Here is a 15250-nt window from a genome sequence, read left to right as displayed (position 1 = left end):
CGAGATCTCCACTTGACCCATTTTAATGGAAATCTCATCGATGTCATGGTCCTATTTTTGGGGGAGAGGTCACTATCAGGACAGTTGCCAGTATTTATCATATGTATGTGAAGTTCAATAACAACACTGCATATAATGTTAAAAGTGCCGACAGCTCCTGGGTAGGTAATGAAGAGTTTGGTAACTTTTTATACGGTGCCTACATGAACCAGATGGGCTTTTCTCTTAATGAGTCACTTAGATTCAGTGCTGGATATCAGGGAATACAAGATAATGACGGTGGATTCAGCTTCGATTCCATAACAGACGGACTCTACAATTTTATCACTAATACTGGAGATGGTGAACAAGATGTGCTCGATGTGAAAAGTGGATGGAAGTACGGTGAAGAAGTCTTTTCTGAAAATCCACTTACAAGCTCATTTTCATCTTGTGTCGATTCCGAATCTATAGACTCTTTTAACCATAGCGGAGGCGGCACAGGAGGCAGCCCAGGCAGCGGTTCGGGAGGCAGTTCCGGTGGGACAATATATTATTCGCAGACCTGTTGGGATGTATGTACCGGCGGTGGCTGTGTCACTTACCAATGCGAAGTCAGTGTTTATTGGGCAGTTCCGTAAGAAGGATCTATTATGAAAAAATTCACAATATTAAGTACGTTATTATTTCTATCTACTTTACTTGCAGGCTGTGATTCTCCTCCCTCTGACCGGGAATCGATTGAGCTTTTTAAAGAACACAGAGCTTTACTAAAACAACTGCGGCAAGAAGGCTGTTCTTTCCTACAGGATCCAGGTTTCAAACGATTAAGAATTCATGCAAATGAAATTGAATCTAGCGTTACCGGAAAGACATCTGGCTATGAAGAACAGTTTTATTCTAGCAATTCTGTAAAAGAACGAATCGACAAAGTAAAAGGACTTTTAAACGCTTTAGACGCCAAGTATTTTTTGATAATGAGAGGCAACGGTGAAAACTACGTTACAAATTCAAATTGTAGTTTGAGCATAGCTTTAACAGCCTTTGGTATGCCAGCGGACACGGTAATTTCAGGTTTCGCCTTTAATCCTAAAAATGAGCACACCTTTAACCGACTAGAAGAGTTACCTAAAAGAAAAGGCCAAGAGTCACTCTTGTACCGTTTTCGCTTAACAGAAGATGAAGCAGAGCCCTGGTATTTTTACTTTGAAAAGACTTAAAGTGAGCATACTATATTATTGAAATTAGAAAGGATATTAGGACACAAACATCAGCTGCGGGGCACTTATGACCGTTACGAGTGATGAAAGGCTTTATGACAGAGTGTCGAAGGCCATGGATGGCCTTCGTCAAGCGAAACATCCCCCTCAGCGGCGGGCGCTCCCTAAGCTACTTCCTGCCGAGGTAAAATACAGCAGGAATAAGCAGCATAGACACCAATGGAGCCAGAATCATGCCACCGACCATAGGTGCGGCGATGCGCTGCATAACCTCGTTACCAATTCCGCTACCCAACATAATCGGCAGTAAGCCAATCACAATGGTAGCCACCGTCATCGCTTTCGGCCGCACACGTAATACGGCTCCTTCAATAATCGCTGACTCCAGCTGCTCGCGTTTTTCACCAACGCCTTTCCAGGCATTGTTTAAGTAAAGCAGCATCACGACGCCAAATTCAGCGGCAACGCCAGCAAGGGCGATCATACCCACTATAACCGCCAGTGACAGGTTGTAGTCCAGCCAGTACAGCAGCCACAAGCTGCCTGTTAACGCCAGAGGCAAAGTGGCGATAACCAGCAAGGCCTGGCTCATGGATCGGAAGGTCAAATACAGCAGTATCAGAATCAGCGCTAATGTCAGCGGAATAATCTCCTTCAGGTCTGCTTCGACTTGCTGCATGGCCTGGTACTGCCCAGTCCAACTCCAGTTATAACCGGTTGGCATTTTCAGTTGGCTAAGCTCATCGCTGACTGCAGCGATATACTCACTGACCGTCACGCCGGCTGCAGGCTCAATGAATACCCAACTGCTTAAACGGGCATTTTCACTTTTTAGCACTGCAGGTCCTGAACTTAGCTCAACCGTTGCCACATCCGCTAACGTTAACCAGCGCCCATCGCCCCGGATAGGCAGCTCACGCAATTTATCAATATGGTCACGAGCATCACGCGGATAACGCAAGTTAATCGAAAAACGCTCATTACCCTGCACTGAAGTCGCTATATTTGCCCCGCCAATGGCCTGAGTCAGATGCTTTTGTATGTCAGCTTGTGTTAAACCGAAACGAGCGGCCTCACGCAGTTTTGGAGTCACTTCAATATAGCGTCCGTCCGCGGCGCGCTCCGCAATAACCGATGCCGTTTCTTCTCGCGTTGAAAGCCGCTTTTCGATTTGCGTCGCTAAGCTTTGTATTTCACTAAACTCGGCGCCGCTGACCTTTATCGCCAATGGTGTTTTAACCCCCGTCGCCAGCATTTCGATGCGAGTCCGAATGGGCATGACCCAGGCGTTTGTCAGCCCCGGAATCTGAACGGCGTCATCCAGTTCCGCAATGATGTCATCCACTGTTCTCCCCTCAGGCCATTGCGACTCCGGCGTTAGGGTAATACTGGTTTCAATCATGGTTAACGGTGCCGGATCCGTCGCGGTATCAGCGCGTCCGATTTTGCCAAAGACACGTTCAACTTGCGGATGCTGGGCTATCAACTCGTCGGTTTGTTGAAGCAGCTCTCCTGCTTCGTTAACGCTAATACCCGGCAAGCTTGTCGGCATATACATTAAGTCGCCTTCATACAACGGCGGCATGAGTTCATAATCGAGCTTCTGCCAGGGGTACCATGCCGTTGCGGTGACAGCAACACACAGAATAATAAGCAACTTTGGCCAGCGCAGCGTAAAATTTAAAAACGGTCGATAAAGCCAAATAAGCCCTCGCGTTAACGGGTTGGCGTTTTCCGACGGAATTTTGCCCCTGACGAGTAACGCAATCAGAACGGGGATAAGTGTTACCGCGAGAACAGATGCGGCCCCCATCGCTAGAGTTTTTGTGTAAGCCAAAGGTTCAAACAATCTGCCTTGTTGACCTTGCAACGCAAATACCGGAATAAAGCTCACGGTGATAACCAACAACGAAAAGAACAAAGAGGGGCCAACTTCGCTGCAGGCGTCAGTAATGAGTCGCCAACGCTGGGCACCTTTTGCCGGCTGTTTATGCTGCTCCTGGTACGAATACAAATGCTTGTGCGCATTTTCTATCATGACAATAGCTGCATCGACCAAAGCGCCAATAGCTATCGCAATACCGCCCAAACTCATAATATTGGCGCTAATACCCAGCCCATTCATTATCCAAATAGCGAGAAGAACCGACAGTGGCAAGCTAATAACTGCAACCAACGCTGAGCGCGCGTGCCATAAAAACAGCACACACACGATAGCCACCAATGCCATTTCTTCAATCAGCTTTGAGGTAAGGTTGTCGACCGACGCCTGAATCAGCTGTGAGCGATCGTAGGTCGTGACAAGATCAACACCTTCGGGTAACCCCTGTTTTAATTCATCAAGTTTAGCTTTGACGTTATCAATGGTCTGCAATGCGTTAGCGCCGTAGCGCATCACCACAATACCGCCAACCACTTCACCTTCGCCATCTAAGTCAGCAACGCCCCGGCGTACCTGCGGCCCTAAACGAACGTCCGCTACATCTTCCAGTAGCAGTACGCCGTCGTTTTCCGAGCGCTTCATTAGCGGCAGTTTGCGTAAGTCCTCAATAGACTGAATATAACCAAGCCCCCGCACCATATACTCAGCTTCTGCCATTTCCACGACAGAGCCGCCGACTTCGGCATTGGCTTGTTGAATAGCACGCTCAATGTCAGTCAGTGTTAATTCATACTGATGCAGTTTGCCGGGTTCAACAACGACCTGGTAAGTCTCCACCATGCCGCCGACTCGTGCGACTTCAGCGACGCCTTCCACACTTTGCAGTTCTTGCTGAAGGAACCAGTTTTGCAGTCGCGTGAGTTCACCGAGGTTATGTTCATCGCTTTTATCAACCAATGCGTACTGGTAAATCCAACCAACACCAGTGGCATCAGGGCCCAGGCTTGGCTGAACGTCCGCAGGCAGCTGACTTTTCGCCTGGTCTAAATATTCAATAACCCGGCTTCTGGCCCAGTAAGGGTCAGTTCCTTCTTCAAAAATGACGTATACATAAGAATCGCCAAAAAAAGAAAAGCCACGTACAGACTTTGTGTTGGGCACCGACAACATGACGCTGGACAGCGGATAGGTCACTTGCTCTTCGACCACCGCAGGCGCTTGTCCCGGGTAGTTCGTTTTTACAATAACCTGTACATCAGACAAGTCAGGTATCGCATCCAGTTTCGTTTCCTGGAGCGACTGCCAGGCCAGATAACTGAGTGATGCAAATAACAACAAAACCAACAAGGGGTTACGCAATGATGCCTGTATGATTCGGGTAAGCATTAGTGACCTCCATGTTCATGAGACATGGCAGGTGCTTTTTCGCCGCTTGGCTGTAGCCCTCGTAGTGAGGCCTCAGAGTCTAAAAGGAACTGGCCGTTAGTAACCACTTGCTCACCGTCAGAAAGACCCGATTTAACCACAACCTCATCACCCACGCGCAAGCCGGTCTTAACTTCTTTGACAGCAAACTCCTGGTCAGCAACCTGCACTAACACGCGGCTATTTTGCGCGGTGGTAATTAAGCTTTTGACCGGAATCACCAGGGCATTTTTTACTGGTGACAGCTCTACATGACCGGTTGCCCATAGTCCCTCTCGAAGGCTATCTATAGAGCTATCAATAGGCACACGCGCAGTCAATGTTTGAGTCTGAGGGTCTATTTGCGGGTAAATGTAGTCAATGTTATTCATCCAGTGACCACTCACCTGATCAGAACTTAAATGAACCATTTGACCAACGCTAAGTTGATCAGCGTAGCGTGCCGGTATATCCAGCATAAACCAGAGCTGCTTGTCGTCAGTAATGGTCATTAATTCCAACCCGGGATTCACATACATGCCCTGCTGAATATTGAGCTCGGTAATGTAACCCGATTGCGGCGCATAATAATCCACCTGGTAGGACGCTTGTTTCGTTTTTTCCAGCTCGCTAATTTGCTGCTCATTCATACCAAGTAGCAGTAAACGCTGTTTACCACGACGCTTAAATTGTCGCTGGCTCTCGGCGTTACCTACCTCGTTAATTGAATTCAGAAGCTGGAGGTAATCATCTTGAGCGACAACTAAGTCAGGTGCATACACTCGGTAAAGCTTTTCACCCTTTTCCACCCACTGACCTTCAACATCAGCATAAAGCTCTTCCACCCAACCCTCGGCACGAGAGTGCACATGATACTTCGCAGATTGTTGCCAGCGCACCTGCGCTTGTGCCTTAAGCATGGGTTGTAGATCTTTACGGGTTGCTGTGGCCGTGGTGACTCGTATCGCCTGTTGCTGCGCTTTAGGCACATGAAAACTCTTTTCTGAGGACGTTTCGCTCATGTCGTGTTCACTATGAGCGTCCTCTGTCGGTTGAGGAGCCTGCTTTTTCTCTCGCTCAACCAGATCCATACCGCATATCGGGCAAGTGCCAGGTTCATCTTTCACAATTTGGCTATGCATTGGGCACACGTATTCCGTTTGAGCATCAAACAGGTTCTCATCATTTTCGTGCTGACTCTGGTGCTGATGTTCGCTGTGATCTTGCAACGTAAGCGCCGGTGAGCTAAACGCAGAGGTACTAAAAACCAGCGCAATAAGCGCTAACAATAAAACTCGCATGGGTTACCACCTAATCATTCTGACAACAAATTCTGCTTCTTATGAAGCGGGCATAAAGCTTATACCGTTGTCAGTTTAGGCGGCCTGATTAAGCGTTCGGTGCGTTGCCACAAGGACAACTCGCTCATTGAGTAGTTTTGAGTAGGATGTGTACTGCCAATAAAATTAAAGACATTCGTTAAGCCAATTTGGCCAGCACAGTGTTGTTCACAATGCTGGCAAAATGAGCTTTCCTCGTCGCAGTTTTTTTGCTGCTCGGCCATATCCATATCAGCGTCATCACAACAGTCATGTTGCTGCATGCTATGTTCCGGCAACATAGTGTCCTCTGAAGAAGCGCTAACGGCATCCGACATTGGCATAGCATGTGCCATTGGTGAGGAATAGTTCCCCACCAAAAGCACAGTTATTAATGTCAAAATTACCGTTAGCGTTTTCATAAAGCGAATATTACCAGATAGTCACTCTATTTTCCGGTGCTACATACAGCTCATCACCTTCTTTTACTTCAAAGGCTTCGTAAAACGCAGGTACGTTAACAACAGTACCGTTTACACGATATTCAGCCGGCGAGTGAGGGTCACTCATAACTTGCTGACGAATAGCGTCTTCGCGGTATTTACCACGCCATACTTGTGCCCAGCCAATGAACACGCGCTGGCTGCCGGTGAAACCGTCCAAGACTGGCGCTTTTTCACCGTCTAGTGACATTTTGTAGGCTTCATAAGCAATTGTCAGACCCGCTAAGTCACCAATGTTTTCACCCAGCGTCAGGTCACCATTCACGTTCAAACCTTCAATAGGTTCGTACTGACTGAATTGCTCAGACAATTTCTGACCACGCTCATCAAACGCTTTTCGGTCAGCTTCGGTCCACCAGCTTTGCAGGTTGCCGTCACCGTCGTATTTAGAGCCCTGGTCGTCGAAACCATGACCCATTTCGTGACCAATAACCGCACCGATACCACCGTAATTCACGGCCATTTCAGCGTCCATATCAAAGAATGGAGGCTGTAAAATACCCGCCGGGAATACGATTTCGTTACGTACCGGGCTGTAGTAAGCATTGACTGTCTGTGGTGTCATACCCCAGTCTTCTTCGTCAACTGGGCCACCAATTTTGGCAATTTCTTCCTGGTAGTTGAACTCAGCGTAAGCTTTGTAGTTGCTGACCAGGTCAGTCGCTGAGATGTCTAACTCACTGTAATCACGCCACTCGTTTGGATAACCCACTTTCGGGTCAAACTTAGCGAGTTTTTCTAACGCTTTCTCTTTGGTTTCTTCGGTCATCCACTCAAGGTTCTTGATGGACTCGCCGTACGCATCACGCAGGTTTTCAATAAGACCTTCCATTTTCTCTTTCGCTTCTGGCGGGAAGTATTCCTTAACGTAAACCTGACCTAAAACTTCGCCAAGAACACTGTTGGTAGCATCAACCGCACGTTTCCAGCGAGGCTCTTGCTCTGGTGTACCCCGTAAAACCGTGCCGTAGAAATCAAAGCGACGCTGGCTGATTTCTTCGCTAAGAGCCGACGCATATTCGTTAACCAAACGCAGACTTAAGTAGTCCTGCCAGGTTTGTAAATCGACGTCAGCAAACATATTGCCAAAGTCTTCGAAGAATGACGGCTGACGGATGACCATTTCTTCAACATGTGACAACTCAGACGTTTCTATAAAACGTTTGAAGTCAAAGTTGGCGAACATTCCTGCCACTTCGTCTGCTGTTTTCTTGTTATAGGTTTTATCGGCATTGCGGCTTTCAACACGGCTCCACTGAACTTCAGCAAGCTTAGTTTCCAAATCCAGGATACGTTCCGCGGCTTCATCCGTGTTCTCTAAACCAACCATTCCCAGAATATCGGTAATGTAGCTGACGTATTCAGAACGAATGTCTTCAAACTTCTCTTCGTCTTTTAAGTAGTAGTCACGGTCTGGCAAGCCAAGACCTGCTTGGTACATGTACATTGCGTTCGTTTGCGGGTCTTTCGCATCTGGGTACACATAGAAACCAAATGGAATAGAAACACCGCTACGGAACATGCGCGCCATATGCTCAGCAACAGCTTCATGGCTATCCAGTGCCTGAATTGCATCCAAGTCGCTTGCAATTGGCTTAGCACCAAGCTCGTTCAGCGTTTCGGTGTCCATATAAGCATTAAAGAAGTCACCAATTTTACGCTCAGGAGTACCTGGCTCTGGGTTCGCTGCTGCAGCACCTTCAATAATGTCACGCAAACGCTTCTGGTTCATTTCACGCAAATCGTAAAACGCACCGATAGAAGAGCGATCTGAAGGGATTTCAGTTTTCTCAATCCAGCTGCCGTTTACATAGCGGAACAAGTCATTTTGTGGTTTCGCGCTATGATCAAAGTTTTCAAGAATAACGCCCGACGTCAGTTGCTGTTGGGTTTCTTCTGCTTGTTGAGACTGCTGGTTATTTTGCTCTTGCTGCGGTGAGCAGGCTCCCAGAGTCAGTGCCATAGATACGCCTAGCGCTACAGCGGTCAATTTTTTCATTGGTCGTCACCTTTTTATAGTGTTCATTATTTTAGCCCCATTAAACTAGCGCATTGTGAAATTCAGCGCAAAAAAAACGGCCACATTCGCGGTGAATGCAGCCGTTTTACCGATGATTTATCGTAACAAAATGTTACTTCTTCTTTTTCGCCTTAGGGTTCGGCATATCGGTAATTGACCCTTCCTGAATTTCTGCGGCTAAGCCAACAGACTCATGCAAGGTTGGGTGAGCGTGAACCGTCAACGCGATGTCTTCTGCATCACAGCCCATTTCAATCGCTAAGCAAACTTCGCCCAACAACTCACCTGCATTGCTACCACACATAGCACCACCAATAATACGGTTGTTCTTATCGAAGATAAGCTTAGTCATGCCCTGTTGTGCGTTTGAAGCAATAGCTCGGCCAGATGCAGACCATGGGAAAGTCACAACATCATATTCAATACCTTGCTCTTTCGCTTCTTTCTCAGTAACACCAGCCCATGCAACTTCTGGATCTGTGTACATGATAGAAGGGATAACTTTTGGTTCGAAGAAGTGCTTCTTACCAGAGATAACTTCTGCCGCAACGTGAGACTCATGTACCGCCTTATGCGCCAGCATTGGTTGACCAACGATATCGCCAATAGCGAAGATGTGATCAACGTTAGTACGCATTTGGCTGTCGACTTTAATAAAGCCGCGGTCATCAACGTTAACACCCGCTTTGTCCGCATCCAGCTTGTTACCATTTGGCGCACGGCCAACAGCAACCAAGACGGCGTCATATTTAACGGGCTCTTTCGGCGCTTTGTCACCTTCAAAAGTCACGTAAACGCCGTCTTTCTTCGCTTCAACGTTCGTTGCTTTAGTGCTCAGCATGACATTTTCGAACTTGCCTTTCATTTGCTTGTTGAAGTTCTTAATAATGTCTTTGTCTGCTGGTGGCACAAGCTGATCAGTCATTTCTACGACATCAACTTTAGAACCTAAAGCGCTGTATACCGTCCCCATTTCCAGAGCAATGATACCGCCGCCTAACAGCAACATTTTCTCAGGAACTTCTTTCAGTTCAAGGGCGTCAGTCGAGTCCCAGATGCGCTCGTCATCATGAGGAATAAACGGCAGTTTAATAGCTTGAGAACCCGCTGCGATAATCGCGTTATCGAATTCAATTTCAGTAGCGCCGTCATCACCTTCAACTTTCAAGGTGTTGCTACCGGTAAACTTACCTAAGCCATTAACCACTTTTACTTTACGCATCTTCGACATTTGTCCAAGACCGCCCGTTAATTGACCCACTACTTTCTCTTTGTGTTTACGGATTTTATCCAGGTCGATTTTAGGCTTACCGAAATCTATGCCTTCGTCAGCCAAGTGCTTTGCATCTTCAATGTGCTTAGCTAAGTGCAATAGTGCTTTTGATGGAATACAGCCAACGTTCAGGCAAACACCGCCCAAAGTGTTGTAACGTTCAACTAGAACTACATCCATACCCAGGTCAGCAGCACGGAAAGCAGCTGAATAGCCGCCCGGTCCTGCACCCAACACTACTACTTGCGTTTTAATTTTGTCGCTCATGTTAACCCCTTCTTTGTCACGGCCGGTTGAGCCACCAGCCGAGGTCAATCAACGCTAAATGTGGCGCTATTGTAGCGCGAATTAATTCGTATTTCCTGCCCAAATTGGTGCTTAAAGCACCAATTTGCGTATATCTCCCAACACGCCGCTTAAGTAGGCGGTGAAGCGCGCTGCTTCGGCGCCGTCAATAACACGGTGGTCGTAAGACAATGACAATGGCAAGGTTAAGCGTGGTTCAAACTCCTGACCATTCCATTTAGGCTTCATCTCGTTTCGAGAGACCCCAAGAATAGCCACATCCGGCGCATTTACAATTGGCGTAAAGGCTGTACCGCCAATGCCGCCCAGACTTGAAATCGAGAAGCAGCCACCCTGCATATCCGATGCTTTCAGCTTACCGTCGCGAGCTTTCGAACTAATTTCAACCAGCTCTTCAGACAGCTCGTAGATGCCTTTTTTATCAACGTCACGAATAACTGGAACCACTAAGCCGTTAGGTGTATCTACCGCAATACCAATGTGCACATATTTTTTCATGTACAACGACTCACCAGACTCAGAAAGTGATGAGTTAAAGGTTGGGAATTCACGCAGCGCTTTCGCACAAGCTTTCATGATGAACACCAACGGCGTTATCTTGAAGCCTAAATCCTGCTTTTTCGCCACTTCATTTTCGGCTTTACGGAATTTTTCCAGTTCGGTTATATCCGCCTCGTCAAATTGTGTCACGTGCGGAATGGTCACCCAGTTGCGGTGCAGGTTAGGTCCAGACTTACGCTGAATGCGCGACAGTTGAACTTCTTCCACTTCACCGAACTTGCTGAAATCGACCTTAGGAGGATCGATGACTTGCAAGCCACCGCCGCCCTGGCCAGTTGCGCCTGCAACCGCTTTCGGACGTGACAGTTCGTATTTAACGAAGTCCTGTACATCTTCTTTCAGGATACGATTTTTCGGGCCTGAGCCTTTGACTTGTGACAAGTCAACGCCAAATTCGCGAGCCACACGACGTACTGCTGGTGACGCATGCAATACCCCTTCTTTGCGATCGCTGCGCTGACTTGGATGGTCAGGCACGGGCGGCTGGCGTTCACCACTTGGCTTCGCACTGCTACCACTGTCGCTTTTTGACTTCTGTTTATCGGCGTCATCGGATTTGCTTTCTTCTTTTGGCGCCGCTTCTTTTTCTGACTCATCACTCGAGTCATCACTGTCGTCAGCACCCTCGGATACTTTCAACTTAGCAATAACAGAACCTTGTGACACTTTGTCACCGACACTGACCAGCATTTCTTCAATTTCGCCGTCTTGCGGACACGGCACATCCATTGTCGCTTTGTCGGTTTCTAAGGTGATAAGGCCGTCTTCTTCAGCAACCGAGTCACCTTTTGACACCAACACTTCAATAATTTCGACATCTTCTTCGTCACCAATGTCCGGTACTTCTACATCAATGACTTTGCTGCCGCCTGACGACTTTTTCTTCGGCTCAGAAGACTCTTCTTTCTCTTCTTTACCGTCGTCTTTCGACTCAGACTTTTCTTCGTCTTTATCATCAGACTTGTCATCATTTTGTTTCGGCTCAGCTTCTTTTTCTTCTTCATCAGAAGCGTCGGAGTCGCCAGCTGCTTCAACAATAGCGAGCACATCGCCTTCGCTGATGGTGTCGCCTTCTTTGACTTTCAGCTCAACAATTTTGCCGCCTGAAGACGCCGGAATATCCATTGACGCTTTGTCACTTTCAACCGTCACGATACCGTCTTCTTGTTCAACGGTATCGCCTTCACTAACGAGAATTTCAATGACTTCTACTTCTTCACCGCCCACGTCGGGGACTTTGAGTTCGATTTGATCGGCCATCTCAGTACCTCCTTACGCCAAACGTGGGTTAAGTTTGTCAGTGTCGATACCGTAATCTTTGATAGCTTTCGCTACCACTTTCTTATCGATATCACCTTGGTCTGCCAGCTCTTTTAACGCTGCAACAACAATGTATTGCGGGTCAATTTCAAAGTGCTTACGCAAGTTCGCACGGCTGTCAGAACGACCATAGCCGTCGGTGCCCAGCACGCGGTACGACGTTGGTACCCATGCACGGACCTGATCAGCATACAACTTCACATAGTCGGTTGCTGCGACCGCAGGACCTTTGGCCTTTTTCATCACTTGCGTAATGTAAGCTTCTTTCTCTTTTTTCTCAGGATGCAGCATGTTCCAACGGTCGGTGTCTAAACCATCACGCGCCAACTCGTTAAACGAGGTTACGCTGTATACCGTTGAGTTAATGTCGTAGTCCTCAGCAAGAATATCAGCCGCTTTGCGCACCTGCTGTAAAATAGTACCACTACCCAAGAGCTGCACATCGCCTTTGGCTTTCTTCTTAGCTTTTACGTTATCAAGCTCGTAAATACCTTTCAGAATTCCCTCTTCTACACCTTCGGGCATTTCTGGCTGATGATAGTTCTCGTTCATGACAGTAATGTAGTAGAACACGTTTTCCTGATCGCCAAACATGCGTTTCAGACCGTCCTGAACAATGACAGCAATTTCGTAACCGTAGGTTGGGTCGTAGCTGATGCAGTTTGGCACTGTACCAAAGTGCACTAAGCTGTGTCCGTCTTGGTGCTGTAGGCCCTCGCCATTCAGCGTTGTGCGCCCGGCCGTACCACCGACCAGAAATCCGCGAGTTTGGCTATCGCCTGCTGCCCAGACTAAGTCGCCGACACGCTGGAAGCCGAACATCGAGTAATAAATGTAGAACGGAATCATCGGCTCGTTGTTTAACGAGTAGCTGGTACCCGCTGCCACCCATGACGCCATTGCGCCCAATTCGTTAATGCCTTCCTGAATAACCTGGCCTTTTTTATCTTCGCGATAATAGGCAACCTGGTCTTTATCCTGCGGCGTGTACTTCTGACCATGGTGGGCATAAATACCAACCTGACGGAACAAGCCTTCCATACCGAAGGTACGAGCCTCATCCGGGATAATAGGAACAATGCGTTTACCAATTTTCTTGTCTTTCAGCAACGCTGTAAGAACACGAACAAAAGCCATCGTTGACGAAATTTCACGGTCGCCAGAGCCTTTCAATACCGCATCAAATGCTTTCAGCGATGGCAGCTCAAGTTCAACGTCCGATTCAGGACGACGCACTGGCATGTAGCCATTTAGACTTTCACGACGTTCGTTCATGTACTTCATTTCGTCGCTGTCGTCTTCAAACTTGTAGTACGGTAAGTCTTCTAATTCTTCGTCTTTAAACGGAATGTTGAAGCGGTCGCGCAGATGCTTAATGGCATCCATGTCCATTTTCTTAACCTGGTGAGCAATGTTTTTCCCTTCACCAGCGGCGCCCATGCCATAACCTTTAACGGTTTTCGCCAAAATAACCTGCGGACGACCTTTGGTGTTCGCGGCTTTATGGTAGGCCGAGTACACTTTTACCGGGTCGTGACCACCACGGTTCAGACGCCAGATGTCTTCGTCTGACAGGTTAGCAACCATTTCTTCGGTTTCAGGGTGCTTACCAAAGAAGTTCTCACGAGTGTACGCGCCACCTTTGGCTTTAAAGTTCTGGTAGTCGCCGTCGACGGTTTCTTCCATAAGCTGCTGCAACTTACCTTCGGTGTCGCGATACAGCAGAGGATCCCAATAACGACCCCAGATAACTTTAATCACTTCCCAGCCTGCGCCGTGGAACGTGCCTTCCAGTTCCTGAATGATTTTACCATTACCGCGGACCGGGCCGTCTAAGCGCTGCAGGTTACAGTTAATGACAAAGGTTAGGTTGTCTAACTCTTCACGCGCGGCCAGGCCAATAGCACCCAAGCTTTCTGGCTCATCGGTCTCACCGTCACCCATAAAGCAGTAAACACGCTGATTTGAGCAATCTTTAATGCCACGGTCTGTCAGGTATTTCAGGAAACGGGCTAAGTAAATTGCCTGAATTGGCCCTAAGCCCATTGATACTGTCGGGAATTGCCAGAAGTCAGGCATTAAATTCGGGTGTGGATACGAAGGTAAACCTTTACCTTCAACTTCCTGACGGAAGTTATTTAGCTGCTCTTCCGTCAAACGGCCCTCTAAGAAAGCACGTCCGTATATACCCGGTGACGCATGTCCCTGAATAAATAAGAAGTCACCACCATCTTTGTCGTTTGGTGCACGGAAAAAGTGGTTAAAACCGACGTCATACAGCATTGCTGAAGACGCAAAGCTGGCAATGTGCCCGCCAAGCTCTTCACCTTTTTGTGATGCACGCAATACCATCATGACCGCATTCCAGCGAATAGCTGAACGAATGCGGGCTTCCATGGTTTGGTTACCCGGCATGGTCGGTTCCTGACTTGCAGGAATCGTATTTAAGTAAGCCGTCGTCGGCTTATAAGGCAGGTAGGCCCCGTTTCGGCGAGCCTTATCGACTAACTGCTCTAACAGGAAGTGGGCGCGCTCCGGACCTTCGGCATCCAGCACACCTTCAAGAGCGTCTAACCACTCCTGAGTTTCCTGTGTGTCGACATCTTGTGTTAATTGATCACTCATAGCAATTCCTTACCTTCTTATCAATTCAGGAACGTCGCAGCGAACGCTGAATACGAGATTGTTCTTTGCCCAACTCTAACAATATCTGTTCAATATAGGTCAAATGTTGGTGACACGCATCCCGCGCTTGCTCCGGTTGACCATCAACAATGGCGCTAACCAGTTGCTGACGGTGTTGATTCAGTTTTTCCAGCAGCTCTTTGCGGCTACCGATTATTTCCAGGTTCTGTCGAATATTCTCAGCCAATAGCTCTTGCATGCCCTGCACAACGTGCACAAGAATGACGTTATGAGAGGCTTCTGCTATGCGGTGGTAAAATTCGACCAAAGCGTCTACTTGTTCATTTATTTCAGCGCTTTGGCTTTGCACTATTCCTTTTATACTCTCTTCTATGCGTTCTAGATCGGCTTTGGTACCTCTCAATGCCGCATAAAACGACGAAATGCCTTCCAGTGCATGTCGAAATTCCAGCAAATCAAACTGCGACTCAGGGTGTTTTGCCAATAACTCAAATAAAGGCTGGGTCAGTTGCTCATTAACCGTATTCACCACATAAGTGCCACCGCCTTGCCGACGCTCAACAACGCCTTTCGCTTCCAGTTTTTGAATGGCCTCGCGCAACGACGGGCGCGACACATTAAACTGCTGCGCCAGCTGCCGTTCCGACGGTAGTTTTTGCCCCGCACGCAAGCGCCCGTCCACGATCATTTGCTCAAAATGAGCAACGATAGTATCCGACAGCTTCGTTTGTTTTATGGGCAACTCAGACATAGTATCGGTAAATTGGTCAGACCAAAAGATGCGATCATTCTAAATCATTTATAGCACCAGCCCAAA

Annotated in this window: 10 protein-coding genes; 2 read left to right on the top strand and 8 right to left on the bottom strand. The window is 47.8% G+C overall.

Annotation, left to right across the window (positions count from 1 at the left end; genetic code table 11):
* Nucleotides 1-101 precede the first annotated feature (101 nt).
* Together UM402_RS02440 and UM402_RS02435 are read left to right on the top strand one after the other, a co-directional pair.
* Complete coding sequence (locus UM402_RS02440; protein WP_322295438.1) at nt 102-620, top strand: polymorphic toxin type 44 domain-containing protein; 519 nt, start codon at nt 102-104, stop codon at nt 618-620.
* Between the two features lie 12 nt (nt 621-632).
* Nucleotides 633-1199: a hypothetical protein gene (locus UM402_RS02435; RefSeq protein ID WP_058576826.1), complete on the top strand. Its 567-nt coding sequence runs from the start codon at nt 633-635 to the stop codon at nt 1197-1199.
* A gap of 169 nt (nt 1200-1368) precedes the next feature.
* On the opposite strand, the gene UM402_RS02430 is transcribed toward UM402_RS02435, so the two are convergent.
* From UM402_RS02430 to pdhR, 8 genes are all read right to left on the bottom strand, one after another.
* Complete coding sequence (locus UM402_RS02430) at nt 1369-4467, bottom strand: efflux RND transporter permease subunit (protein WP_058576825.1); 3099 nt, start codon at nt 4465-4467, stop codon at nt 1369-1371.
* A complete protein-coding gene (locus UM402_RS02425; RefSeq protein WP_322295437.1) occupies nt 4467-5786 on the bottom strand; it encodes an efflux RND transporter periplasmic adaptor subunit in 1320 nt (439 codons plus the stop codon). Before UM402_RS02425 ends, UM402_RS02430 begins: the two co-directional genes overlap by 1 nt.
* 59 nt (nt 5787-5845) lie before the next feature.
* Nucleotides 5846-6160: a hypothetical protein gene (locus UM402_RS02420; RefSeq protein WP_322295436.1), complete on the bottom strand. Its 315-nt coding sequence runs from the start codon at nt 6158-6160 to the stop codon at nt 5846-5848.
* A 76-nt stretch (nt 6161-6236) separates the two neighbouring features.
* On the bottom strand, nt 6237-8306 hold the full coding sequence (locus UM402_RS02415; protein WP_058576823.1) for a M13 family metallopeptidase: 2070 nt from the start codon (nt 8304-8306) through the stop codon (nt 6237-6239).
* A gap of 133 nt (nt 8307-8439) precedes the next feature.
* Nucleotides 8440-9867 carry a dihydrolipoyl dehydrogenase gene (gene lpdA / locus UM402_RS02410; protein WP_058576822.1) on the bottom strand — a complete coding sequence of 476 codons (1428 nt, stop codon included), beginning with the start codon at nt 9865-9867 and terminating at the stop codon, nt 8440-8442.
* Nucleotides 9868-9978: 111 nt separating this feature from the next.
* Nucleotides 9979-11727: a dihydrolipoyllysine-residue acetyltransferase gene (aceF, locus tag UM402_RS02405; protein ID WP_058576821.1), complete on the bottom strand. Its 1749-nt coding sequence runs from the start codon at nt 11725-11727 to the stop codon at nt 9979-9981.
* Between the two features lie 12 nt (nt 11728-11739).
* On the bottom strand, nt 11740-14412 hold the full coding sequence (gene aceE, locus UM402_RS02400) for a pyruvate dehydrogenase (acetyl-transferring), homodimeric type (protein ID WP_058576820.1): 2673 nt from the start codon (nt 14410-14412) through the stop codon (nt 11740-11742).
* A gap of 25 nt (nt 14413-14437) precedes the next feature.
* Entirely contained in the window at nt 14438-15184 is a 747-nt protein-coding gene (gene pdhR / locus UM402_RS02395) for a pyruvate dehydrogenase complex transcriptional repressor PdhR (protein WP_053954575.1), read from the bottom strand.
* Between the last annotated feature and the right edge of the window lie 66 nt (nt 15185-15250).

It is taken from the genome of Idiomarina sp. OXR-189, assembly GCF_034373425.1.
Taxonomy (GTDB): Bacteria; Pseudomonadota; Gammaproteobacteria; order Enterobacterales; family Alteromonadaceae; genus Idiomarina; species Idiomarina zobellii.
This window is presented reverse-complemented; position numbering and strand designations above follow the sequence as displayed.